General features: G+C 62.6%; 23 protein-coding genes and 3 tRNA genes. 13 read left to right on the top strand and 13 right to left on the bottom strand.

The genetic code is table 11. From position 1 onward, the window contains the following. The first annotated feature begins 57 nt into the window (after window positions 1-57). The 5 genes from pgsA to nadB all read left to right on the top strand — a co-directional run bounded on the left by pgsA (window position 58) and on the right by nadB (window position 2649). Window positions 58-606: a CDP-diacylglycerol--glycerol-3-phosphate 3-phosphatidyltransferase gene (gene pgsA, locus KG088_RS01600; RefSeq protein WP_213823728.1), complete on the top strand. Its 549-nt coding sequence runs from the start codon at window positions 58-60 to the stop codon at window positions 604-606. A gap of 53 nt (window positions 607-659) precedes the next feature. Beyond that, window positions 660-734: transfer RNA gene (locus KG088_RS01595), tRNA-Gly, on the top strand. A 38-nt stretch (window positions 735-772) separates the two neighbouring features. Beyond that, a tRNA-Cys gene (locus KG088_RS01590) sits at window positions 773-846 on the top strand. A 32-nt stretch (window positions 847-878) separates the two neighbouring features. Then, window positions 879-965, top strand: a tRNA-Leu gene (locus KG088_RS01585). A gap of 82 nt (window positions 966-1047) precedes the next feature. Continuing rightward, window positions 1048-2649, top strand: coding sequence for an L-aspartate oxidase (gene nadB, locus KG088_RS01580; protein ID WP_213823727.1), 1602 nt, complete (start codon window positions 1048-1050; stop codon window positions 2647-2649). Window positions 2650-2655: 6 nt separating this feature from the next. Here nadB and KG088_RS01575 read toward each other — a convergent pair whose 3' ends face one another. Both KG088_RS01575 and KG088_RS19470 read right to left on the bottom strand, forming a co-directional pair. After that, window positions 2656-3054 (bottom strand): protein YgfX, encoded by a 399-nt coding sequence (locus KG088_RS01575; RefSeq protein ID WP_213823726.1) that lies wholly within the window; start codon window positions 3052-3054, stop codon window positions 2656-2658. Continuing rightward, a complete protein-coding gene (locus KG088_RS19470; protein WP_250148019.1) occupies window positions 3014-3241 on the bottom strand; it encodes an FAD assembly factor SdhE in 228 nt (75 codons plus the stop codon). The genes KG088_RS01575 and KG088_RS19470 overlap by 41 nt, the downstream gene beginning before the upstream one ends. Window positions 3242-3510: 269 nt before the next feature. Here KG088_RS19470 and KG088_RS01565 point away from each other — a divergent pair, with 269 nt between their 5' ends. The 3 genes from KG088_RS01565 (at window position 3511) to lapB (ending at window position 5361) form a co-directional block, all read left to right on the top strand. After that, the gene (locus KG088_RS01565) at window positions 3511-3807 is read left to right on the top strand and encodes an integration host factor subunit beta (protein WP_213823724.1); all 297 of its coding nucleotides are present in this window, start codon (window positions 3511-3513) and stop codon (window positions 3805-3807) included. A 69-nt stretch (window positions 3808-3876) separates the two neighbouring features. Beyond that, complete coding sequence (locus KG088_RS01560; RefSeq protein WP_213823723.1) at window positions 3877-4182, top strand: lipopolysaccharide assembly protein LapA domain-containing protein; 306 nt, start codon at window positions 3877-3879, stop codon at window positions 4180-4182. Next, entirely contained in the window at window positions 4183-5361 is a 1179-nt protein-coding gene (gene lapB / locus KG088_RS01555; RefSeq protein WP_213823722.1) for a lipopolysaccharide assembly protein LapB, read from the top strand. A 5-nt stretch (window positions 5362-5366) separates the two neighbouring features. On the opposite strand, the gene pyrF is transcribed toward lapB, so the two are convergent. After that, window positions 5367-6071, bottom strand: coding sequence for an orotidine-5'-phosphate decarboxylase (pyrF, locus tag KG088_RS01550; protein ID WP_213823721.1), 705 nt, complete (start codon window positions 6069-6071; stop codon window positions 5367-5369). A 205-nt stretch (window positions 6072-6276) separates the two neighbouring features. Between pyrF and KG088_RS01545 the strand changes: the two genes are divergently transcribed. Next, window positions 6277-6558 (top strand): ComEA family DNA-binding protein, encoded by a 282-nt coding sequence (locus KG088_RS01545; protein ID WP_213823720.1) that lies wholly within the window; start codon window positions 6277-6279, stop codon window positions 6556-6558. Between the two features lie 88 nt (window positions 6559-6646). Here KG088_RS01545 and KG088_RS01540 read toward each other — a convergent pair whose 3' ends face one another. Beyond that, window positions 6647-7408 carry an SDR family oxidoreductase gene (locus KG088_RS01540; RefSeq protein ID WP_213823719.1) on the bottom strand — a complete coding sequence of 254 codons (762 nt, stop codon included), beginning with the start codon at window positions 7406-7408 and terminating at the stop codon, window positions 6647-6649. Between the two features lie 235 nt (window positions 7409-7643). On the opposite strand from KG088_RS01540, the gene KG088_RS01535 reads away from it, so the two are divergent. The 3 genes from KG088_RS01535 (at window position 7644) to groL (ending at window position 10407) form a co-directional block, all read left to right on the top strand. Continuing rightward, window positions 7644-8177: an FxsA family protein gene (locus KG088_RS01535; protein ID WP_213823718.1), complete on the top strand. Its 534-nt coding sequence runs from the start codon at window positions 7644-7646 to the stop codon at window positions 8175-8177. A gap of 219 nt (window positions 8178-8396) precedes the next feature. Beyond that, window positions 8397-8690 carry a co-chaperone GroES gene (locus KG088_RS01530; protein ID WP_213823717.1) on the top strand — a complete coding sequence of 98 codons (294 nt, stop codon included), beginning with the start codon at window positions 8397-8399 and terminating at the stop codon, window positions 8688-8690. Between the two features lie 70 nt (window positions 8691-8760). Further along, a complete protein-coding gene (groL, locus tag KG088_RS01525; protein WP_213823716.1) occupies window positions 8761-10407 on the top strand; it encodes a chaperonin GroEL in 1647 nt (548 codons plus the stop codon). A gap of 85 nt (window positions 10408-10492) precedes the next feature. On the opposite strand, the gene KG088_RS01520 is transcribed toward groL, so the two are convergent. Continuing rightward, the gene (locus tag KG088_RS01520) at window positions 10493-12694 is read right to left on the bottom strand and encodes a nickel-binding protein (RefSeq protein WP_213823715.1); all 2202 of its coding nucleotides are present in this window, start codon (window positions 12692-12694) and stop codon (window positions 10493-10495) included. A gap of 158 nt (window positions 12695-12852) precedes the next feature. Here KG088_RS01520 and KG088_RS01515 point away from each other — a divergent pair, with 158 nt between their 5' ends. After that, complete coding sequence (locus tag KG088_RS01515; protein WP_213823714.1) at window positions 12853-13581, top strand: RNA methyltransferase; 729 nt, start codon at window positions 12853-12855, stop codon at window positions 13579-13581. A 271-nt stretch (window positions 13582-13852) separates the two neighbouring features. Here the strand turns inward: KG088_RS01515 and KG088_RS01510 are convergent, their stop codons facing one another. From KG088_RS01510 to dctP, 8 genes are all read right to left on the bottom strand, one after another. Further along, window positions 13853-14824 (bottom strand): branched-chain amino acid transaminase, encoded by a 972-nt coding sequence (locus tag KG088_RS01510; RefSeq protein ID WP_213823713.1) that lies wholly within the window; start codon window positions 14822-14824, stop codon window positions 13853-13855. Further along, window positions 14821-15972 (bottom strand): class II histone deacetylase, encoded by a 1152-nt coding sequence (locus KG088_RS01505; protein ID WP_213823712.1) that lies wholly within the window; start codon window positions 15970-15972, stop codon window positions 14821-14823. The genes KG088_RS01510 and KG088_RS01505 overlap by 4 nt, the downstream gene beginning before the upstream one ends. Then, window positions 15969-16910 (bottom strand): ornithine cyclodeaminase family protein, encoded by a 942-nt coding sequence (locus KG088_RS01500; protein WP_213823711.1) that lies wholly within the window; start codon window positions 16908-16910, stop codon window positions 15969-15971. The genes KG088_RS01505 and KG088_RS01500 overlap by 4 nt, the downstream gene beginning before the upstream one ends. Window position 16911: 1 nt before the next feature. Then, complete coding sequence (locus KG088_RS01495) at window positions 16912-17268, bottom strand: RidA family protein (RefSeq protein ID WP_213823710.1); 357 nt, start codon at window positions 17266-17268, stop codon at window positions 16912-16914. Window positions 17269-17306: 38 nt separating this feature from the next. After that, window positions 17307-18341: a histone deacetylase family protein gene (locus KG088_RS01490; RefSeq protein WP_213823709.1), complete on the bottom strand. Its 1035-nt coding sequence runs from the start codon at window positions 18339-18341 to the stop codon at window positions 17307-17309. A gap of 33 nt (window positions 18342-18374) precedes the next feature. Further along, a complete protein-coding gene (locus KG088_RS01485) occupies window positions 18375-19652 on the bottom strand; it encodes a TRAP transporter large permease (RefSeq protein ID WP_213823708.1) in 1278 nt (425 codons plus the stop codon). Then, window positions 19649-20194, bottom strand: coding sequence for a TRAP transporter small permease (locus KG088_RS01480; RefSeq protein ID WP_213823707.1), 546 nt, complete (start codon window positions 20192-20194; stop codon window positions 19649-19651). The genes KG088_RS01485 and KG088_RS01480 overlap by 4 nt, the downstream gene beginning before the upstream one ends. A 114-nt stretch (window positions 20195-20308) precedes the next feature. Beyond that, window positions 20309-21382: a TRAP transporter substrate-binding protein DctP gene (gene dctP, locus KG088_RS01475; protein WP_213823706.1), complete on the bottom strand. Its 1074-nt coding sequence runs from the start codon at window positions 21380-21382 to the stop codon at window positions 20309-20311. Window positions 21383-21511 lie beyond the last annotated feature (129 nt).

Raw genomic sequence — 21511 nt, 5'->3', positions numbered from 1 at the left:
GATAGAATGACTACGCCGCTTCAGGCGCCATCCTCACGGCAAGGACAGCATCACGTAATGAACATACCCAACCTCCTGACGCTCGCCCGCATTATCTTCATACCGTTACTGGTGGTGCTCTTCTATCTGCCTTTTGCCTGGAGCATGCCGCTGGCAGCGTTTCTGTTCGGATTGGCCGCCGTGACCGACTGGCTCGACGGTTACCTGGCCAGACGCTGGGATCAGGCCACGCCGTTCGGGGCTTTTCTCGATCCGGTTGCCGACAAGCTGATGGTCGCCGTTGCGCTGGCACTGTTGATTGAACGCTTCGATACATTATGGTTGACGCTACCGGCCTTGGTGATCATCGGTCGTGAGATCGTCATCTCGGCGCTGCGCGAATGGATGGCGGAAATGGGCAAGCGCGGCATGATCGCCGTTTCGTGGATCGGCAAGATCAAGACCGCCTTGCAGATGATCGCGATACTAGTGCTGCTGGCGTTCCCCCCCGGTCACCTGCTGGCCCTCATGGGCGTGGTGACGCTTTACGTGGCGGCAGTGCTGACGCTCTGGTCGATGTATGCCTATCTACGCGCCGCCTGGCCGCACTTGAGCCGCTCGATGTAACCAAAAGCGTTTGACAGTCACCGACTTATCCTTATAATTCGCTCTCGAGTCGAGCGGGAATAGCTCAGTGGTAGAGCATCGCCTTGCCAAGGCGAGGGTCGGGAGTTCGAATCTCCTTTCCCGCTCCATTTCCTGTCACAATCACCGACAGGACACGACTCGACGAGGCTGGATGGCAGAGTGGTTATGCAGCGGACTGCAACTCCGTGTACGCCGGTTCGATTCCGACTCCAGCCTCCACTTTTCCCCGATTTCCCGCTTGATCCCGTACCGCCCGGATGGCGAAATTGGTAGACGCAAGGGACTTAAAATCCCTCGGTGGCAACACCGTGCCGGTTCAAGTCCGGCTCCGGGCACCAATCTCTCCTGACTTGCCACCCGCTTTCGTCGTCACTCAAGACACTCCCCAGCGACACCCGTGAGGTGCCGGCGAGGTTAGCCATGGCGTCACATCTTCAGTCAGAAAGCGAACACGATGTTCTGGTCATCGGCGGCGGTGTTGCCGGGCTGGTGCTGGCCCTGGAAATTGCCGATCAGCGCACGGTGACTCTTCTGCGTCCGTCAAGCGATGATCAAGGAGCGAGCCGCTGGGCACAGGGCGGCATCGCCGCGGTCCTGTCGCCTCAGGACGACATAGAGGCCCATGTCGCCGACACCCTGGTCGCCGGGGACGGTCTCTGCGACGAAGGTGCAGTGCGCTTTACCGTGGAACAGGGCCCTGCGGCCATCGAGTGGCTTCTCGCCCTCGGCGTACCCTTCACCCCGGACGATAGCCCTGGGGCCAGTTACCCCTATCACCTGACCCGCGAAGGCGGCCATGGCGTGCGACGCATCATTCATGCCGACGACGCCACCGGTCGCGCCGTGGTCGACACCCTGCTCGCCCATGTGCGCTCGCACCCGGCCATCACCCTTCGCGATGACCTCACCGCGATCGCCTTGATCGGTGACCAGGCCGGGCACTGCCGCGGGGCGTACTGCCTGGATCGGCAGGGGCACCCGAGCGAACAACGCGCACACGACACCGTCCTTGCCACGGGCGGGGCCAGCGGACTCTACCGCCACACCACCAGTCCCTGCCCGGCCAGCGGCGAGGGCATGATGATGGCCGCCGACCTCGGCGCCGAGCTGATGAACCTGGAGTTTCAGCAATTTCATCCCACCTGCTTCTACGATCCCGAGGGGCCGCCCTTCCTGATCAGCGAGGCTGTTCGCGGTGAAGGTGGCCTGCTGCTCAATGTCCATGCAGAGCGCTTCATGCCGACCGTGGATTTCCGGGCCGAACTGGCGCCTCGGGATATCGTCGCCAGGGCCATCGATGCCGAGATGCAACGCACCGGCAGCGACCATGTCACCCTGGACATTCGCCACCTGGGCGACAAGGCCATCCGCCATCACTTCCCCACCATCCATGCCCACTGCGCCGCGCGCGGCCTGGATATCACTGAAACCCCGATCCCGGTGGTGCCGGCGGCCCATTACAGCTGCGGCGGTATCGCGACCGACCTGGAAGGCGCGAGCAACGTGCCCCACCTCTTCGCCATCGGCGAAGTCGCCTGTACCGGCCTGCATGGTGCCAATCGCATGGCCAGCAATTCCCTGCTGGAGTGCCTGGTCTTCGCCCGTAGCTGCGCATGGCATCTGGCACACCCATCATCATTCTCAACGGCAAAACTTCAGCATACAGATTGGGGCAGCGAGCCGGCATCACCCCAGCTGATCAAGCAACACCTTGAGAAACTGCGCGTGCTCATGAGCACCAACGTCGCGATCGTACGCAGAGACGAAGGACTCAGCGATGCCGCCGAGCGCCTCGCACGCCAACAGGCCGAGCTGACACCGCTGCGCGAGGGTGCCGCGCCCTCGGCCGAACTGGTCAGCCTGTGGAATGCCGTGCGCCTGGCCAGGCTCACCGTTCGGAGCGCGCAGTCGCGACGCGAGTCGCGTGGGTTGCATTTCAATCCGGACCATCCGACCCATGGTGTCGCCGCGCCGCTGCCCTCACGCATCAGGCTGGACGCTGACGACACCGCTCTCGAGTGAACGGCTTCAGGGAAGCGTAACGAGCTCGCGACGAAGCGAGCGACGCAATGGCGCATCGCAACTATCCGGCCAGAGCCAGAGCCGTTGACCATCAAGCTCGAGGCCGATCAGCCAGGGACCCAGATAGTCGCAATTTAGCGTGACTTCCTGCCAGGCCGCCGCCGGATCGTCGCGCCAGCTCCACCTGGTTTCACCAATGGCCTGGGGTATAGCGCGCAATTCGCCCCGGGGGCGGGCGGCGCGCCATTGTACGAGCACAACGCTAAGCACTATGAAGGCGAGCAGCGCAAGCCATGGTGGCGACCACCATCCCATCAGGCCGACCACCCCGATACACAGCCCGACATGCACGGCCAGCGCTATCTTAGACGGGACGATGCACAACGTTGTCGGCGTCTTCGGCATATTCAACGATCATCTTCACGATACGACGAATGGCCGGCGCTTCCGGCCACTCACGGCGCATCAACCAAGCGAAAAGGTCCTGATCCTCTTCATCGATCAGGGTGCGGAAGGCCGCTTGGTCTGGCTCATCGAGCGCATCGTAGCGATGTTCAAGAAAGGGAATCAGCAAAAGGTCCAACTCCCACATGCCGCGGCGGGAATGCCAGTAGAGGCGTTTGCGCTGGGCCGTATCCTCGTGTGCTTGTTCGCTCAACGTCGACCTCGAGTGCCAAGGGAAATGAAGGCGCAGTATACCCGAGCCCTGGCGACCGGGGCAGCACGCCAACGCGATCTTCCGGGATTTTTGCCCTATCATGAACGTAGTTCGTTGTTTTATCGAGAGTTGCGCAGTATGATTTGACAAACAACAACGCCGGGATCGATAACCCCCCAGGCAAGACTGCATGGAGAGAGGCGATGACCAAGTCCGAGTTGATCGAGCAGATCGCAATGCGACAGCCGGAGCTGTCGGTCAAGGAAGTCGAGTCGGCGGTTCGGCTGATTCTCGACGATATCACTGACGCCCTTTCGGACGGCGGCCGGGTCGAGATACGTGGTTTCGGCAGTTTTTCGCTTCACTACCGGGAACCACGCGTGGGCCGCAATCCCAAGACCGGCGAACCGGTCGCACTGGATGGCAAGTTCGTGCCACACTTCAAACCCGGCAAGGAATTGCGCGAACAGGTAGACGCCAGTCGTGCCCTCGGTTACTGAGCGCTTTTCTTGACCTTCGATGTTCCGGTTTTCATCGTCACTTCGACATCCACTAGAGGGAACTCGCTCATGCGTTGGCTCAAAGGCCTGATCCTGGCCATCATCCTGCTGGCGGTACTGCTGGTTGGCATCCTGTTCTCTGTCAATAATCAGCAGGCTCTGCCGCTTAATCTGATCTGGCTCGAGTTGCCCGAAGCGTCACTGTCCGTCTGGTTATTGGCATCGCTGACTGTCGGCGTCCTGCTCGGCATGGTCGCCATGAGCGGAGTCTACTTGCGCCTGCGCGCCTTGCTGACCCGCGCCCAGCGCCACAACCAGCAACAGCGCAAGGAACTCGACCGCCTGCGTGTCCAGGAGATGAAGGAACTCCCCTGAATGGCTGACCCTCTGCTGCTGACCCTGTTGTTGGCAGCGGTCGCCATCGGTTGGTGGCTCGGCCGCCGCAAACGCAGCGACCCCACCACGACACCCGTCTCCCCTACCTTGGCCAAGGACTACTTCACGGGCCTGAACTACCTGCTCAATGACCAGCAGGATCGCGCCATCGAAACCTTCGTGGCCGCGCTCGAGGTGAACAGCGAGACCATCGAGACCCACATTACGCTGGGCAACCTTTTTCGCACCCGCGGCGAAGCAGATAGAGCGGTGAAAATCCACCAGAACCTGCTCGCCCGCCCTGCCCTGACCAGCCCGCAGAGCGACCGAGTACAACTCGAGCTCTCACGTGACTTTCTCAAGCTGGGGCTACTCGACCGCGCCGAGCGCCTTCTCAAGCATTTGGTCCGCGACACGACAGATGAGGAGCTCCGTCTCTCGGCCAGGCATCTGCTCGCCGATCTGCTCGAACGCGAGGGAGAGTGGAAGGAGGCGCTCGATGCCGCGCAGCCCCTGCTGCACCGCGACGAGGACCTGCGTCGAGCCGCTGCTCATTGGCTTTGCGAGCTGGCCGACCGGGAGCGCCATACCGCCAGTCCCGGCCCGGCTCGCAAGCACCTGCGCCAAGCCCTCGCCACGGATGAGCACTGTGTACGCGCCAATCTATTACTGGCTGGCCTGGAACACGACACCGCTCATTACAAGAAGGAAATTCGCCTGCTCAAGCGGATCCCCGAGCAGGACCCCGCGTTCACGCCGACGATTCTTCCTCATCTAGCGCAAGCCTACCGACTGATCGACGATGAAGACGGGCTGATCGCCTGTTTGCAGGAGTTGCTGGAGAAAACCCCCTACACCAGCGTGATCATCATGCTCGCCGAGGCCCTTCGCCAGCGCGACGGGCTGCCTGCCGCAATCGAGTTGGTGAGCGCTCAGCTCAATCGGGAACCCAATCTGAGCGGAGTCGACTACCTGATGGATCTGTACAGGCATCAGGGACAAGGTGAACCCGATGAGCGACTCGTACTGCTCAAACAACACACCCATGCGCTGCTGCAGGCACTGCCACGGCATCGCTGCCGGCGCTGCGGTTTCACCGGAGACCATCTGCACTGGCAGTGCCCACGCTGCCGAAGCTGGGGCAGCACCAAGCCGATCACAGGTATCGAAGGCGAGTAGGCACGCTAACTCTGAGACGCCAGCTCGCTCTCGATGGCAACCAGTGCCGCCATGGGGTCTTCCGCCTGTGTCAACGGACGCCCCACCACCAGGTGGGTACTGCCGGCCGCCATGGCCGCCGCGGGCGTCACCACCCGCCGCTGGTCACCGGCAATGGCAAAAGCGGGACGGATCCCCGGCGTCACCTTCAGAAACGCCTCACCGCAGCACTCTTTCAGGCGAGCGGACTCCTGGGCGGAACAGACAACGCCATCCATTCCGCTATCCCGCGCGAGCAGTGCTAAACGCTCAACCTGTTCAGCAGGCGAGGCCATGATACCCACCTCTTCCAGATCGGCAGCTTCCATGCTGGTCAAGACCGTCACGGCGATCAGGCGTGTCGAGAGGCCATGCCGCTCGAGCCGTTCCCTGGCTGCCGCCATCATTCGTCTGCCGCCCCCGGCGTGGACATTGACCATCCATACGCCCTGCTCTGCCGCGGCCTGAACCGCACCGGCGACAGTGTTGGGAATGTCATGAAACTTCAGGTCCAGGAAGACCTCAAAGCCGCGCCCATGCAGGGCATCAAGTACATCGGGGCCGCTGCGAGTAAAGAGTTCCTTGCCCACCTTGACGCGGCAACGCGACGGATCAAGGCGATCCGCCATGCACAGAGCCGCGTCCAGGGAAGCGTAATCGAGTGCAATGATCAACGGTGAAGCGGTTGGCACAAAACGTACTCCCGACATGAATGAATATCGGTGGAGTATATCAGCCGTGAGCTACCGCCTTGTCTGTAAAGACTTACAAAATACATTACTTATGTATGATATTTACAATCATATATAGGCGATATCAAATTGCTGACAGACCCTTATCGTGAGAGAGGACATCGCTTGGTGTCGCTCATAACCGCCAATAGGCAGGAGATTGAACATGCAATCACGCTTCAAGGGAACTCTCGCGGCCTCGCTTTGTGCTTTTTTGCTGGCCATCACCCCACTAACGATTCTCGCTCAGGAAGTAGCGCCCATTGACGTCAACGCTGCCAATGCCGAGCTTTTGACCGAGCTACCCGGCATCGGCCAAGTGAAGGCATCGGCCATCGTCGAGAATCGCGAAACCAACGGCCCCTTTGAGAGCGCTGACGACCTGTCGCGGGTTGATGGCATCGGCGAAGCTACCGTGAAAGGATTGCGTGATCAGGTCGAATTCTGACGAGATCCTCACGCATATTCATGAAGCGTTACGAAGCACGCCGGCCCTCTCATGGGCCGGCGTGCTGGATCGTAGCAAGATGGCTAGATCAGAGGCGAAGTCCCCCATCGCACTCGATGACCCTGCCGGTGAAATAGTCATTATCGAAGATGAACGCCACGCTTTGCGCGATATCGTCGGGCTGTCCTAGCCGGCGCTGGGGAATGCTTCCCGTCAGCTTGTCGAGCACGTCATCACGCATCGAGGACGTCATCTCGGTTTCTATGAAGCCTGGCGCTACCGCGCCCACCCGAATGCCCTGCCGCGCAAGTTCCTTGGCCCAGGTAACGGTCAGGGCCGCAACTCCTGCCTTGGCCGCCGCGTAGTTGCTCTGTCCCATGTTCCCGGCACGCGAGATGCTCGAGATATTGGCGATGACGCCTCCGTGGCCGGCTTCGATCATCTGTGCTGCCGCCTCGCGACCACAGAGGAACACCCCGGTCAGATTGACGTCGATGACCTGTTGCCACTGCTCAAGGCTCATCGTTTTTTCGACTCGGCCGTCCCGCGCCTTGACCAGCAGGCCATCGCGAACGATGCCGGCATTGTTGACCAGGCCCCTGACCGGTCCCAGAGACGCGGCAATGTCAGCGAAAACCTGTTTCACTGACCCCTCGTCTGCGACGTTGACGATGAAGCCGCGCGAGGTGATACCCGCCTCGTGAAGGCTGCCCACTCCCTTGTCCAGGCTGTCGCCATCCATGTCAAGCAGGGCCAGGGTAGCGCCACGGCTGCCCAGCAAATGTGCCATGGACAGCCCCAGGCCTCGGGCGCCGCCGGTGATGGCGATTACGCTGTTGTCGAGATTCATAGTCTTTCTCCAGTACATGGGCGCTCGTCGCCCCACACGGTGCTGGCCGAAGCATTACGAGCGATGGCGTCACTCGGGGCCACGCCAATGAGTATCTTGACGCCCATTGTTGCACTGCACCATTCCTGATTGCAAATACCAAGGTGGCTTCTCTACGCTTCCCAAACCGACACTACGGTTGATTTTTTTGGTTAATGCCCCCATCCCCATAGCAACTGTTATCCCAGGAGCCAACATGCCTTTCCTGCTAGCGTTCACGATCTTTGCCCTGCTCGACTTTGTCATCCTCTTTTCAGTGGGTAGCCAGATCGGGCTGCTCACCACCCTCGGGCTGGTGCTTGCCACCGGCTTCATCGGCCTGCACCTGATCCGCCGCGAGGGCGTCGCCACCTTTGCCCGCGCCCAGGAGCGCCTGGCCAGAGGAGAAGTCCCCTCATCGGAACTGCTGACTGGAGCAGCACTGATCTTCGGTGGCGCCCTGCTGATGGCGCCGGGCTTCCTGTCCGATACGCTGGGCTTCATTTGCCTGATACCCAACGCCCGCCGGTTGCTGGGCAAGGGACTCGCACGGCTGGGCCTGCGCATGAAAGGGGTTCACGTACGTACGGGAAGTTTTGGTGCCACGCCAGGAGGCGATGGTGCCCCCCATAGAGGACCAACAGGTGGCCCGGAGACGCCGCCGGGATCGGAATCCGACCCTGCCCCCCACACCCGTGGTGGCCATACGCTGGAAGGGGATTTCATCGAACACGATGAATCACGCCGCTGAACCGGTGCGCCTGAGTGAAAATTTTTCGGCTACGCCCCTTGAAAGGATTTCTCCAGCCCCCACTTCACGGACAGCATCAGGCTTCGGCGCGAGGCCAGTCCTCGTGCCTTCGACAAGAAGGCGACCAACGCCTTCACCTCGGGGTTCGCCGCGAGGCTAGTGATGAAACGTCGTGGCGGTAGCGCCACGGCAACGCAAACCATCAGGAGAATGTGAGCAATGAACATCCGTCCTTTGCACGATCGCGTCGTCATTCGTCGCGTTGAAGAAGAACAGAAGACCTCAGGCGGCATCGTGCTCCCGGGCAACGCCCAGGAAAAACCGACACGTGGCGAAGTCCTCGCCGTCGGTAACGGCCGGATTCTCGAAAACGGCGATGTCCGCCCGCTGGACGTGAAAGTCGGCGATAACGTGATCTTCAAGGAAGGCTTTGGCGTCGAGAAGCAGAAAATCGATGGCGAAGAAGTCCTGATCATGAGCGAGTCGGACGTACTGGCCGTGGTCGAAGGCTGAACAGCCGTCGAGACGTAATCGCTTACCGCTAATATTTTGACGTTCACGAACTCACAGGAAGCATAAGACAATGGCAGCGAAACAGATCAAGTTTTCCGATGATGCCCGCAAGCGTATGGCCCGTGGTGTCGACACCCTGGCCAACGCCGTCAAGGCAACCTTGGGCCCGAAGGGCCGCAACGTCGTCATCGAGAAATCCTTTGGCGCCCCGACCGTCACCAAGGACGGCGTTTCCGTCGCCAAGGAGATCGAGCTCAAGGACCGGTTCGAGAACATGGGCGCACAGATGGTCAAGGAAGTCGCTTCCAAGACCTCAGACGTCGCCGGTGACGGCACCACCACTGCCACCGTGCTGGCCCAGTCGATTGTCAACGAGGGCATGAAGGGCGTCACGTCCGGCATGAACCCGATGGATCTCAAGCGCGGCATCGACAAGGCGATTTCCGCCGCCGTCGAGGAAGTACGTGCGCTGGCGGTGCCGTGTACCGATTCCAAGGCGATTGCCCAGGTCGGCACCATCTCCGCCAACGGCGATGCCCGCATCGGCGAGATCATCGCTGACGCCATGCAGAAGGTCGGCAAGGAAGGCGTCATCACCGTGGACGAAGGCCGCGGCTTCGAAGACGAGCTGGACGTTGTCGAAGGCATGCAATTCGATCGCGGTTACCTGTCGCCCTACTTCGTCACCAACCAGGACACCATGGCGGTCGAGCTCGAAGACCCCTACATCCTGCTGGTCGACAAGAAGATCTCCAACATTCGCGAACTGCTGCCGACCCTGGAAGCCGTCGCCAAGGCGGGCAAGCCGCTGGTGATCATTTCCGAGGACATCGAAGGCGAAGCCCTCGCAACATTGGTGGTCAACACCATGCGCGGTATTGTCAAGGTCGCCGCTGCCAAGGCGCCCGGCTTCGGCGATCGTCGCAAGTCCATGCTGCAGGACATCGCCATCCTCACCGGTGGTACTGTGATTTCCGAAGAAGTTGGCCTGACGCTCGAGCAGGCGACCCTGGACCACCTGGGCACTGCCAAGCGCGTGACCATGTCCAAGGAAAACACCACCCTTATCGATGGCGCCGGTAATGACGGCGATATCGAGGCACGTGTCGGCCAGATCCGCGCCCAGATCGAGGAATCTTCCTCCGATTACGACCGCGAGAAGCTGCAGGAGCGTGTCGCCAAGCTCGCCGGCGGTGTGGCCGTCATTCGCGTCGGTGCCGCCACCGAAATCGAGATGAAGGAGAAGAAGGCTCGCGTCGAGGACGCTCTTCACTCCACTCGTGCCGCCGTCGAGGAAGGTGTCGTGCCTGGTGGTGGTACCGCCCTGGTGCGCGTACTGACCAAGCTCGCCGGCCTCAAGGGTGACAACGAAGACCAGAATCACGGCATCGCCCTGGCGCTTCGTGCCATGGAAACGCCGCTGCGTCAGATCGTCACCAACGCTGGTCAGGAAGCCTCCGTCATCCTCAACCAGGTGAAGGCAGGTGAAGGCAACTACGGCTACAACGCCCAGACCGGTGAATTCGGCGACCTGTTCGAAATGGGTGTGCTCGACCCGGCCAAGGTCACGCGCTCAGCCCTGCAGTCTGCCGGCTCTGTGGCGGGTCTGATGATCACCACCGAAGCCATGATCGCCGACGACCCCGACGAGAAAGAGTCCGGCGGTGGCGACATGGGTGGCATGGGCGGAATGGGGGGCATGGGCGGCATGATGTAAGCCAGTCCCACCCCAAGCCCTATTCCCCAGGAATTGCCTGAGATCGACCCCGCCGGGAAACCGGCGGGGTTTTTGTTTTGATGAATCAGGACAGTTCCAAGCCCGCAAAGTCGGCGTTGGCCACCGCCTCACAATGCTTGCGGAACTCGCGGGCTCCCGCCGCGTAGATGGTGGCAACGCGCGGCTTACCCGGCGTATTGGCGCCGAAGAACCAGGAGTCCTTCATCGCTGCCAGCACAGAAGCGTCGGCAACGTCGTAGACGTGTCGGGTCCACTCGTCCTCAGCAGCCGGTGTCGGCACGATGCGCGCGGCCCCCTGACGACGCATGTGCTCGATACAGCGTGCTATCCAATCGACATTTTGCTCGATACAGCGCCCCGCGTTACAGAGTGCCGCGGCATTGTGCGGGCCGTTGACGATGAACAGGTTAGGAAAGCCGCTGACGAGCAGTCCGAGGAACGTCTTCGGCTCCTCCTTCCACTTCTGGGCCAGCGGCAGACCGTCGGTCCCGCGGATATCAAGCCGACTCAACGAGCCGGTACCGGCATCGAAGCCGGTGGCATAGACGATCACGTCAAGCGGATGCTCTTGCCGCGAGGTTCGAATGCCTCGCGACGTGATCCTCTCGATGGGCGTCTCCCGCAGATCCATCAGCGTAACGTTGTCACGATTGAACACTTCGTAGTAGCCGTTCTCCAACGGCACGCGCTTCGTGCCGAAAGGATGACTGGGCAGAAGCCGTCGAGCCGTCTCGGGGTCGTGGACACGCGCCTGGATCTTGCGGCGCAGGAATTCACAGGCGTGCTCATTGACTTCGTAGCTCATCATCAGATCGGCAAAATTGCCGAACCAGAACGCGAAGCCTGCCTTCTGCCAGAGGTACTCGAACTTGGCTTCCCGCTCGGCAGCGGAAACGGCCAGCCCGGACCGGGGATCGAAAGTGTGAATGAATCCGCCGTAGGACTCGCGACAGGTTGCCAGGATCTGTGCCCAGTCGCGTCGGATCTCGCGGCGGTCGGCATCCGTCAGCGGCCGGTTGCGCTGGGGGATACAGTAGGTGGGGGTACGCTGAAATACCGTGAGGTGTGCGGCCTCCGGCGCAATGGTCTGGATCACCTGTACCCCCGAGGCGCCGGTGCCGATGATCCCGACGCGTTTGCCGTCCAATGCCACGCCGGCCGGCCATCTCGCGGTATGAAAGCTCTCGCCCGAAAAGTCGCGCATTCCCGGGTAGTCGGGCAGCTGTGGCACCGACAAGGTCCCTGTGGCGGCGATCAGGTAGCGCGCGGCCACGCGCTCCCCGGAGCCAGTTTCGATCCGCCAGAGCGCGTCACCCTCGTCAAACGTTGCGGCAAGCACTGGCGTGCCGAGCCGCATGTGCCGGCGCAGGCCGAAGCGGTCGACCACGTGGCGAAGGTAACGGGCAATGTCGGGCTGAGTCGGGAAAAGCTCCTGCCACTCCCAATCCCGGAGCAAGGCATCGGAGAACGAGAAACCGTAGGTATGGATCTCCGAATCCACCCTCGCGCCGGGATAGCGGTTCCAATGCCAGACGCCTCCCACATCGGCGCCGCTCTCATACACGCGGGTGCGCAGCCCCATTCGGCTGAGTCGTTCCAGCGCACAGATGCCCGAGAGGCCTGCTCCGATGATGACGGCATCCAGCGCGGCGGTTCCCTGGAGCGGAGTGGGACGACGGAAATGCTGCGTCATCCGGCGCGGATGAGCCTGCCTCGGGGCGGACTGTGATTCGAAGAGCCTGGGCGGTTCGGGATCGAGCTCGGTGCACCGCCAAACGCTTGTCGGAACGATGCCGGCGGTTCTCAGGCATTGGGTAAGGGCATGCGTGTCACGTCCCTTCACCAGGCAGATCAGTCGGCCGTGATGGCGAGACAGGAAGGTTCGGTTAACCACCGCCCCGGCCTTTGCTAGTCCGTCGAGGAGCGCACTTGCCACCGGCGCGATGTCGATCGAGTCGCGCACATCAAGAGGAAACTCCAAGAGGAGACGGTCGCCCGTTTCGTTGAGCGCTTCTCCTGCCACGCCCCCCATCAGCACCACCGGCCACACCGCAGCAGCTGCCGAACCCTGCTGGCGCAGCACCAGGCGAATGGACTCCGCGTCCCGGGCCTGGTACCAGCAGAGCATGCGCTGCCCGTCGGCCGCCAGATAACTTCGCCGCCAACGTACGCGATGGAGTTCCAGACAGGCATGGATCGCCAGCCGCCGCAGACCGTCGCGATCGAGCGGCGCCACGAGGGGAAGGATCGAAACGAAGTCGTTCATCCGATTGTGGAGGCAAGCCAATCAGTCAATATCATTTTGGTCGGTTCCGGTACAGCGGGCAAGTGCGAAGGATCGAAGAGGCTGAGTGAATTTACGAGTAGAATATCCACTACAGGCGCGAGGCGCCGATCTTCACTCTTCCACTTTCCGATTGGCCAATGCTCTCCAATATCCGTATCGTCCTCGTCCAGACCTTCCATCCCGGCAATATCGGTGCCTCGGCCCGCGCCATGAAGACCATGGGCCTCTCCGATCTGGTAGTGGTCAATCCACGCTGCTTTCCCGATCCCGAGGCTTCGCGCCTGGCCGCCGGCGCCGAGGACCTGGTCGACAAGGCCCGCGTGGTCGAGTCGCTTGTCGATGCGGTCAGCGGCTGCGTGCAGGTGGTCGGCGCCAGCGCTCGGCTGCGCAGCCTGCCCTTGCCCCATTTCGACGAGCCCGACGCCATGGCCCGTGACCTGGTGATCCGTGCCGAACACGACCCCGTGGCATTGGTGTTCGGTCGCGAACGCTTCGGGCTGACCAACGACGAAATACGCTGCTGCAGCCATCAAGCCAGCATTCCCGCCAATCCCGACTATGGCATTCTCAATCTCGCGCAAGCCGTGCAGGTACTGTCCCATGAGGTCTTTACGGCCTGGCGACGCCTGCCGAACAGCGACTACCGGCTACCGAAACCCATTGAGGGTCGCCCGCCGTCCCGGGAACAGCTCGGTCATTTCCACGACCATCTGAGCCGCGTCATGCAGGCCAGCGGCTTTCTAACCCAGCCCCACGCTCGCACCGAAGCGCAGTTGCAGGCGTTGTTTGCGCGCGCCCAGCCCTCACGCCGTGAGCTCTCACTGTTGAGGGGGCTGCTCGCCGCCCTGGAACGCGACACACGTTGAGCGGCGCCTACGCAGTATTTGGCATCCGACATGACGATAGCGCGGCGTCAATTGTCACCACATCGTCATGCAGCCGTTATTCGCCTGTCATCGCAGGCCGCTAAAAAGGACCCAGGCAAGGGAGACTGCCGACACCACGCCATGGACGCGACGGGGCAGGAAGCCTCATAGGGACGTATCGGTATCAGGAGGATGCCCAGGGAGGAACCAGATATCGCCACGACGCGTCGCGCCGTGGCGTTTTGTTGTGCACACACCTCAGAAGGTCACATCACTCTGCGGGCGTCAGCCACTCCGCGAAGGTGGCAAGGTCATCCCCCAGATCGCCGCGGCTCACACGGCGATAGAGGTACTGTAGTCGCGCCGTGACGGAGTCGCTGGCAATCGCCCGGTCGGGCGCCGGGGCGCCGGCCCGGGCGCCGATATGGCGGCCATCGAGCTCGCGCAGCGGCAACAGCTCCGCCGCGGTCCCAGTCACGAAGGCCTCGTCGGCGGTATAGAGTTCGTCGCGGGTGATGCGCCGTTCGCGCACCTCCAGCCCCATCACCTCCCGTGCCAGGCGGATCACGCTGTCGCGGGTGATGCCTTGCAGGCAAGAGGTCACCTCCGGTGTATGCAGCACGCCGTCGCGCAGCAGGAAGACGTTGGCCGCCGAGGCCTCGGCCACATAGCCCTCGGGGTCGAGCATGATCGTCTCGTCAAAGCCCGCCTTGATCGCCGTGTTGAGCGCCAGCATGGCATTGACGTAGTGGCCGTTGGTCTTGGCCCGGCATAGGCTGATATTGACGTGGTGGCGCGCCCAGGAAGACGTCAGCGCCCGCAGGCCGATCCTTGAGGCCTCGGGCGAGATGTAATCGCCCAGGTCCCAGGCGGCGACCATGACATGAGTGGTCAGCCCCTTGGCTCTGAGACCCAGGCCCTCGGCACCAAAATATACCGTCGGCTTGAGATAGGCATTGGTCAGCGCGTTGCGGGGCAGGCACTGGCGCTGGGCCTCGATGAGCGTCTGGGCATCGAAGGCCAGCGGCATGTCCAGGGCATGGGCGCTATCCAGCAGGCGCCGGGTATGCTCGGCGACGCGAAACAGATGCGTGCCCCCGGCGCCCGCGTAGGCGCGCACGCCCTCGAAACAGCCCATGCCGTAGTGCAGGGTGTGAGTGAGCATGTGGGTACGCGCATCTCGCCAGGGCAGCCACTCGCCGTCGTGCCACAACCAGCCGTCACGGTCGTATAGCGGGGTCATCTTGCGTTCCTCATGAAGTCGTTGCGCCAGCCGTCGATCAACGCGCGCTGGTGAGGCTGCAGTGCCTGATAGGCCCAGGCGGCGATCTCGTCGTTCTGGGGGTCCCCCACGCGAATCTGGCTGCCTGCCAATGCCTCGATCACCGCGTGGCCACACAGCGGCGCATAGCCTTCCGAATAGCCACCTTCATGGACAAGCACCAGGCGGCCACCGCAGAGTCGCGCAGCGAGGGCCTTGACCTGCGCGGTCATGCGCGCAAAGGCCTGACTGTTGAGCAGCATCTTGCCCAGTGGGTCCTTGGCGCAAGCGTCGTAGCCGCAAGCCACCACGATCAACTGCGGTGCGAAGACCTCGAGGGCGGGCAGCACTGCCTCAGTCATGGCGTATTCGTAGGCGCCGATACCGCAGCCCGGCGGCAAGGGCAGGTTGAGATTGGTGCGTCGCCCAGCGCCCTCGCCCTGCTCCTCGAAGAAACCAGTATCGAGTGGATAGTTGCCGGCTTGATGGAGCGACACCGTGAGTACCTCGGGGTCCGAGTAGAAGGCCGCCTGCTGGCCGTTGCCGTGGTGGACGTCCCAATCGAGAATCGCCACCCGTCCTACCTGGCCCAGGGCGCGAGCGCGCATCACCGCCACCGGAATATTACCCAGCAGACAGAAGCCGCGCCCCCGATCGGCTTCGGCGTGATGGCCCGGCGGCCGACACAGTGCGTAGGCATTTTCCAGCTCACCGGTGGCGACGGCTTCCACGGCGGCAATCGCCAGGCCCGCCGACTGGCGCGCCGCGGCCAGGCTCCCCGGCGTATAGGGTACGCCATCGCCACCATTGCCCCCCAATCCCCGATCCCCGGCCTCGAGCCTGTCGAGATAGCCCGGCGTGTGAAAACGCACCAGATCCTCGTCAGCAGCGGGTAACGGCTTGCGTACCTCCAGCTCATCGATCAACCCGGATACCTCGAGCAGGTTCTTCAGCCGCCGCTTGCTCTCCGGGCTCTCCGACGCGGGTTGCGGCTGGAGAAATTCGCCGGGCGCCGAGAATACCCCGACGGCGCCCGGATCATGCCAGAAACAGCGCTCGTGCCAGAAAAAGCCGCTGCGCTTTCTTGAGCGTTTTCCCGAGCTTATTCCCGCGCCCTTTCCCACTTTCATGCACGCGTCTCTCGTTGCTCCCACACCTCGATCGCCGCCGCCAGATCCTCGAGCGAGGCCCCCACCGACTTGAACAGCGTGATCGCCTCGGGCGACGATCGTCCCGGCTTGTCACCTCTCAGCAGCTCGGCCAGCTCGGCGCGGATCGCCTCGAAGGCGAAGCCACCCTCGTCGATCGCCTGGAGAATATCGCCGGCCTCGCCCTTGGCCCCGGCATAGGTGTCGACGAACACCTCGCTGCGGGACAGGCACTCGGCGTCGGTCTCACGCATGGTCGGTCGAAAAGCACCGATCAGGTCCAGATGCGTTCCTGGCGACAGCCAGTCGCCATGGATCAGCGGCTCGCTGGAGAGCGTCACGCAGCTGATCAGGTCTGCCTCGCGGGTGGCCGCCTCCAGATCGGTGACCGCCGCCGTATCGAAGCGATCGGCACAGTCGGCCGCCAGCGCCTCGGCCTTTTCCGGGTGGCGCCCCCAGACCCGTACGCGCTTGATGGGCCGTACGGCGGCGTGGGCCTCGATGACCATGGGCGCGAGCTTGCCGGTGCCTACCACCAGTAGTGTCGAGGCATCGCCGCGGGCCAGCTCCCGCGCCGCTAACGCCGAGGCCGCTGCGGTGCGCCTCCGGGTCAGCTCGCTGCCGTCGATACAGGCCAGCGGCCGCCCATGGACGCCCTCGCTGAGCAGATAGACGCCGGCAATCGCCGGTACGCCATGCGCCGCGTTCTGGGGAAAGACGTTGACCATCTTGACGCCGATATAACCGGCCTGCTCCCAGGCCGGCATCAACAGCATGGTCGCCTCACCGTCGGGCCGGTGCATGGCATGATGGTGTCGCGGCGGCGATTCGACACCCTCCCGGAAGGTAGTGGCCAACCGCTCGACCAGCGCCGCCCAGGGCAGCGAAGCTGCCACTTCTTCGGCGGAAATGATCTGCATCTCAGGCCTCCGGCAGTGCCGCAATAATCATGATCTCGACCTTCCATTCCGGCTTGGCCAGCTTGGCTTCCACGGCGGCGCGCACCGGCGGACGTCCCGGCGTCACCCAGCCGTCCCAGGCAGCATTCATCTGGTCGAACTCGGTCATGCTGGTGACCCAGATCTGCGCGGAGATCAGATGCTCCTTGGAGGTGCCCGCCTTGGCGAGTAAGCCATCGATCTTGCCCAGCACCTGCTCGGTCTGGCCGCGCATGTCGGCTGAGGCATCGTCCGGGACCTGGCCGGCCAGGTAGACGGCGCCGTTGTGGGTGGTGATCTGGCTCATGCGGGCATTGCTGTCATGGTAAGTGACGGTCATGGCGTGTTCTCTCTTTCGGTTGCAGTGAAGAGTGCCTGTCAGGCACCGGTAAAGCCGCTCATGAAGGCGGCCAGGTTATCGCCCAGATGCCGGGTCGGATAGCCACCCTCCTGCACCAGCACCAGGGGCAAGTCGATGTCGGCGAGGCGACGCCCCACGGTGATGAAGTCGTCGGTTTCCAGGCTCAGCCCGGCCAGTGGATCGGCCTTGTGGGCGTCTACCCCTAGCGCCACCACTACCGCCCCCGGCTGGAAATCACGCAACTGCGCGATCAAGCGGTCCAGTGCCTCGAGGAAGGTGGCGCCATCGCTGCCGATCGGCAACGGCAGGTTGACGTTGCAGCCTACGCCCTTACCCTCGCCTGTTTCGTCGGCGCCGCCCCAGAAGAAAGGATAGAAATCCGCCGGGTCGGCGTGCAGCGAGCCGGTCCAGACGTCATCGCGCGCATAGAAGATGTCCTGCGTGCCGTTGCCGTGATGCAGGTCGACGTCGATGATCGCGACCCGCGCATGCTGTTCGCGCAGCACGGTTGCCGCCAGCGCCGAATTGTTGAGAAAGCAGAAGCCACCAGCCCGCTCGGGGCCGGCATGATGACCGGGCGGTCGACACAGCGCATAGGCGTTTTGCTCACCATTGAGCACCGCGTCGGCGGCGGCCTCGGCGGTCGCCGCGCTGGCCAGGAATCCGGCGAAGCTGTCAGCGGTCATCGGGCAAGCCATGTCGTGCATGTGCCAGCCCACCTGCCCCACCGGATGGCGTGGGTAATGATGCCCCCCGCCGCAGGGATGAACATTGGGTGCGACGATCTCGGCGGCGTCAGGCAGTGCCTGCCAGCGCGCGTGGATGGTCTCGAGAAATGCTAGATAGCGCGGTGTGTGCACCTTGGCCAGGCGAGTGCGCAGCAAAGGGCCGTCAACCTCGGTGGGTGCGGTCAGCGAGAGGCCCGCCTGGGCAAGGCCCTCGGAAAGCATTTCCGCCCGCACGGGGCCTTCCGGAGAGGCCACCGGCTTGCCCCGCAGCAAGAAAGTCGGCGGCGCATGACGCTCCTGGTCAGGATGGTAGAACAGCTTCATCGAGGCTTCCTTTTCATCGAGGCTTCCTTGGCATCAGTTCAGCAGTGAGGGAATCCAGGTGGAGAGCGACGGGAAGACGACCAGCAACAGGATCACTATCAGGAAGGCGACATAGAACGGCAGCGAGGCAATGATCGCCCGTTCGAAGGGCACGTTGGCGATCCTCGCCGCCGTCATCAGCGTCATCCCCACCGGCGGCGTGACATTGGAAATGTTGAGCACCACGATCATCAGGATGGCGAAATGCAGCGGGTCCACGCCCAGCTGGATCATCGCCGGCACCAGCACCGGCGCCACCACCACCAGCGCCGGCAACACATCCATCACGGTGCCGATCATGATCAGCAGCAGGCAGACCATGATCAACTGCAGGAAGGTCGAGTCGCTGAAGGTGGTGATCATCCCCGCGGCGTCCCGGGCGATGCCCGAGCGGGTGACGAACCAGCCAAGCACCGCCGAGGTCGCCAGCAGGAAGAACACCACCCCGGAAAAACGCACCGTCACGACCAGCGCATGCCAGATCTTGCGCCAGGTAAGATTGCGGTAGAACACCACCCCGATCACGATGGCATACACTGCGGCAAACCCAGAGGCCTCGGTAATGGTGGTCAACCCCGAGAGAATACCGCCCAGGATGATCAGCGGCACGATCATTGCCGGCAACGCCACCAGGAAAGCGATGAAAGCCGCTTTCAGGGGGGTGGGTGCCTGCTTGGGATAGCCGCGCTTCCAGGCCAGGAAGAAGCTCACCGCGAGCAGCGCGAGCGCCATCAGCAGGCCGGGAATGATGCCGCCAGCGAACAGGTCGATCACCGAGATGTCGCGCAGCAGAGTAGCGTAGACCACCATCACCACGCTGGGCGGGATGATCGGCCCGATGATCGATGAACAAGCGGTGATCGCCGCGGCGTACTCGGCATCGTAGCCCTGCTTTTTCATCTCGGGGATCATGATCTTGCCGATCGCCACGGTATCGGTTATCGCCGCCCCGGTCAGGCCGGCGAAGAACACCGATACCGAGATGTTGACGTGCGACAGCGCTCCGCGGACGCGTCCGAACAGCGCATTGTTGAAGGCGATCAGCTTGTGAGTCAGGCCGCCCTGGTTCATCAGCTCGGCGGTAAAAATAAAGTAGGGCACCGCGATCAAAAGAAACCCCGACACGCCGGAAAACATGCGGTCGGCGATGATGCCGAGCATGCGCTCGCCGCCGATGGCGAACCCCCCCGCCAGGCCCGACATGGCCATGACCACGGCAACCGGCGCCCCAATCAGCAGCAGCAGCACAAACGCAATGATCGCGGGCGTCATGAGCGCTCCTCCGTATCGTTGGACTCGATGAGCTCTTCGATCATCGTCTCGTCGTCAATGAAGTGCTCCAGCAGATCAAAGCCCTGTACCAAGTGCAGCAGGATGATCAGGCCGCTCAGCGGCACCACAATCGCGGTGAACTTGCTGTGAATCTGAATCTGATCCGACACCATGTACACTTGGCTCGCCCCTTCGAAATAGACCCACCCGTACCAGACCAGCATCAGGGCGAAGAGCGCGATGACCCCTAGACAGAGCCCCGCCGCCACCTTGAGCAATAGCCGCGGCAGACTGCGAACCAGCAGGGTCATGGCGACGTGTTCGCCATAGCGCAGCGAGATGGTCATCGAAAGGAAACCGATCCATGGCAGGAAGAGTCGGGCCAGCGAGTAGGTCCAGCTCAGGGTGCTGCCGGTCGCGAGTTTGTAAAGGAAGGCAGTGAAGGAAATGCCCAGCATGAACAGGATGCAGGCCACACAGACCACGATGGCAACGTGATTGACGCCGTCACTGACCCGGCGCAATGAGGCAAGAAGGCGCATATAAGGATCCTCGTGGCACGCATCGGCCGACCGGCATGCACCCGGACGGCCGAAGGTAAATCAGCATGTCGCCGGCGTCAGCCGGACGCCGATGACACCGTATTGCCGGCGGAGTTACTGACCGTAACGGCTGATGTCCTGCTCGGCCACCTCATCCCCGACCCGGGCCACTTCCTCGAGGAAGGCGTCTACTTGCTCCTCCTCGATGCCGAAATCGTTGACGATCCAGTCTCGCCAGGCGGGAAGCGCGATCTCGGCCATGCGCTGGCGCTCTTCGGGCGGCATGATATAGCACTCCTCGAAGCGCTCGCAGGACTCCACCCAGCTGGCGGTCGCCAGCGCACCGGACATGCCATGTCCCAGCTCGATCGCCTCGCGGGCCGAGGTCAAGATCACCGCTTGATGCTCGTCGGACAGCTCCTGGAACCAGCTCTCGCTGATCAGCCAAGCCGCGCTGTTGTACACGTGCCCGGTCAGGGTGGTGTAGTCGGTCACCTCGTCGAAGTTAAAGGTGGTGTTGAGCACCGGGGCGTTGAACTGACCGTCGGCGAGGCCGGTTTCCAGCGCGGTGATCAACTCTCCCCAGGGAAGCGGGGTCGCCGAGGCGCCCAGCGCCTTCATGATCGCCACATGGCCGGGATTCTCTTCGGTACGGATATTCAGGCCTTCCAGGTCCTCCACCGTCTCGATCAGCCGCTCGTTGTTGGTGAAGGCCACGAAGCCACCGCCATCGTCGAAGGTGCCCAGGTAGCGCATATCGGCATCCTCGATGGTGCCGGACATGAAGTCGGCGAACCACTCGCCGTCGAAGAAGCTCCAGGCCTGGCGCCAGTTATCGAACAGGAAGGGCGCCGTCATCAACTGGTAGTCTTCGAAGAACGACGACATGGCGCCGGTGGTGATGATGGTGGACTGCAGGGTGCGACCACCTTGTACCTCGGACGCCGCTTCCACTTCGGAACCCAGCTGGCCGCCGCCGAAGATGACCACCTCGACATCGCCGTCGGTGCGGGTCTCTACCAGGTTCTTAAAATGTATCAGTGCCGGATAGACCTCGTTGTTGGACATATCCTCGGGCAGCAGCGTCGAGATGGCCATCTCGGTGGACTGGGCTTGCACGTGGGTGCTGGCAATGGCCAGAGGAAGTGCGGCAAGTGTGGCGATACGGGGCAGGGTCTTGAAAGGCATCGTGTCGTCTCCGGGTATTGTCGTTGTGATCGACCGGCAGACCGCTTGTGTGCGGTCGCTATTGCTAGATTAAGACGACACGCCCCGCCGTGCTTGCCCGACACTGCGCAAGACTTGCCCGAAACTCAG

The organism is Halomonas jincaotanensis (assembly GCF_018448785.1).
GTDB lineage: Bacteria > Pseudomonadota > Gammaproteobacteria > Pseudomonadales > Halomonadaceae > Halomonas > Halomonas jincaotanensis.
The sequence above is the reverse complement of the archived record's forward strand: the minus strand, read 5'-3'. Positions and strand labels throughout refer to the sequence as shown.

Excerpts from the sequence above, each read along its gene's own strand:
- KG088_RS01535 (WP_213823718.1), top strand. The coding sequence starts at position 7,644 with ATGCCTTTCCTGCTAGCGTTCACGATCTTTGCCCTGCTCGACTTTGTC.
- KG088_RS01495 (WP_213823710.1), bottom strand. The coding sequence starts at position 17,268 with ATGACCGTCACTTACCATGACAGCAATGCCCGCATGAGCCAGATCACC.
- KG088_RS19470 (WP_250148019.1), bottom strand. The coding sequence starts at position 3,241 with ATGTGGGAGTTGGACCTTTTGCTGATTCCCTTTCTTGAACATCGCTAC.
- KG088_RS01480 (WP_213823707.1), bottom strand. The coding sequence starts at position 20,194 with ATGCGCCTTCTTGCCTCATTGCGCCGGGTCAGTGACGGCGTCAATCAC.
- KG088_RS01520 (WP_213823715.1), bottom strand. The coding sequence starts at position 12,694 with ATGAACGACTTCGTTTCGATCCTTCCCCTCGTGGCGCCGCTCGATCGC.
- pgsA (WP_213823728.1), top strand. The coding sequence starts at position 58 with ATGAACATACCCAACCTCCTGACGCTCGCCCGCATTATCTTCATACCG.
- KG088_RS01545 (WP_213823720.1), top strand. The coding sequence starts at position 6,277 with ATGCAATCACGCTTCAAGGGAACTCTCGCGGCCTCGCTTTGTGCTTTT.
- KG088_RS01540 (WP_213823719.1), bottom strand. The coding sequence starts at position 7,408 with ATGAATCTCGACAACAGCGTAATCGCCATCACCGGCGGCGCCCGAGGC.
- KG088_RS01505 (WP_213823712.1), bottom strand. The coding sequence starts at position 15,972 with ATGAAAGTGGGAAAGGGCGCGGGAATAAGCTCGGGAAAACGCTCAAGA.
- KG088_RS01560 (WP_213823723.1), top strand. The coding sequence starts at position 3,877 with ATGCGTTGGCTCAAAGGCCTGATCCTGGCCATCATCCTGCTGGCGGTA.
- KG088_RS01575 (WP_213823726.1), bottom strand. The coding sequence starts at position 3,054 with ATGCCGAAGACGCCGACAACGTTGTGCATCGTCCCGTCTAAGATAGCG.
- nadB (WP_213823727.1), top strand. The coding sequence starts at position 1,048 with ATGGCGTCACATCTTCAGTCAGAAAGCGAACACGATGTTCTGGTCATC.
- KG088_RS01510 (WP_213823713.1), bottom strand. The coding sequence starts at position 14,824 with ATGACCCCGCTATACGACCGTGACGGCTGGTTGTGGCACGACGGCGAG.
- KG088_RS01500 (WP_213823711.1), bottom strand. The coding sequence starts at position 16,910 with ATGCAGATCATTTCCGCCGAAGAAGTGGCAGCTTCGCTGCCCTGGGCG.
- KG088_RS01565 (WP_213823724.1), top strand. The coding sequence starts at position 3,511 with ATGACCAAGTCCGAGTTGATCGAGCAGATCGCAATGCGACAGCCGGAG.
- groL (WP_213823716.1), top strand. The coding sequence starts at position 8,761 with ATGGCAGCGAAACAGATCAAGTTTTCCGATGATGCCCGCAAGCGTATG.
- dctP (WP_213823706.1), bottom strand. The coding sequence starts at position 21,382 with ATGCCTTTCAAGACCCTGCCCCGTATCGCCACACTTGCCGCACTTCCT.
- KG088_RS01530 (WP_213823717.1), top strand. The coding sequence starts at position 8,397 with ATGAACATCCGTCCTTTGCACGATCGCGTCGTCATTCGTCGCGTTGAA.
- KG088_RS01515 (WP_213823714.1), top strand. The coding sequence starts at position 12,853 with ATGCTCTCCAATATCCGTATCGTCCTCGTCCAGACCTTCCATCCCGGC.
- KG088_RS01485 (WP_213823708.1), bottom strand. The coding sequence starts at position 19,652 with ATGACGCCCGCGATCATTGCGTTTGTGCTGCTGCTGCTGATTGGGGCG.
- lapB (WP_213823722.1), top strand. The coding sequence starts at position 4,183 with ATGGCTGACCCTCTGCTGCTGACCCTGTTGTTGGCAGCGGTCGCCATC.
- KG088_RS01490 (WP_213823709.1), bottom strand. The coding sequence starts at position 18,341 with ATGAAGCTGTTCTACCATCCTGACCAGGAGCGTCATGCGCCGCCGACT.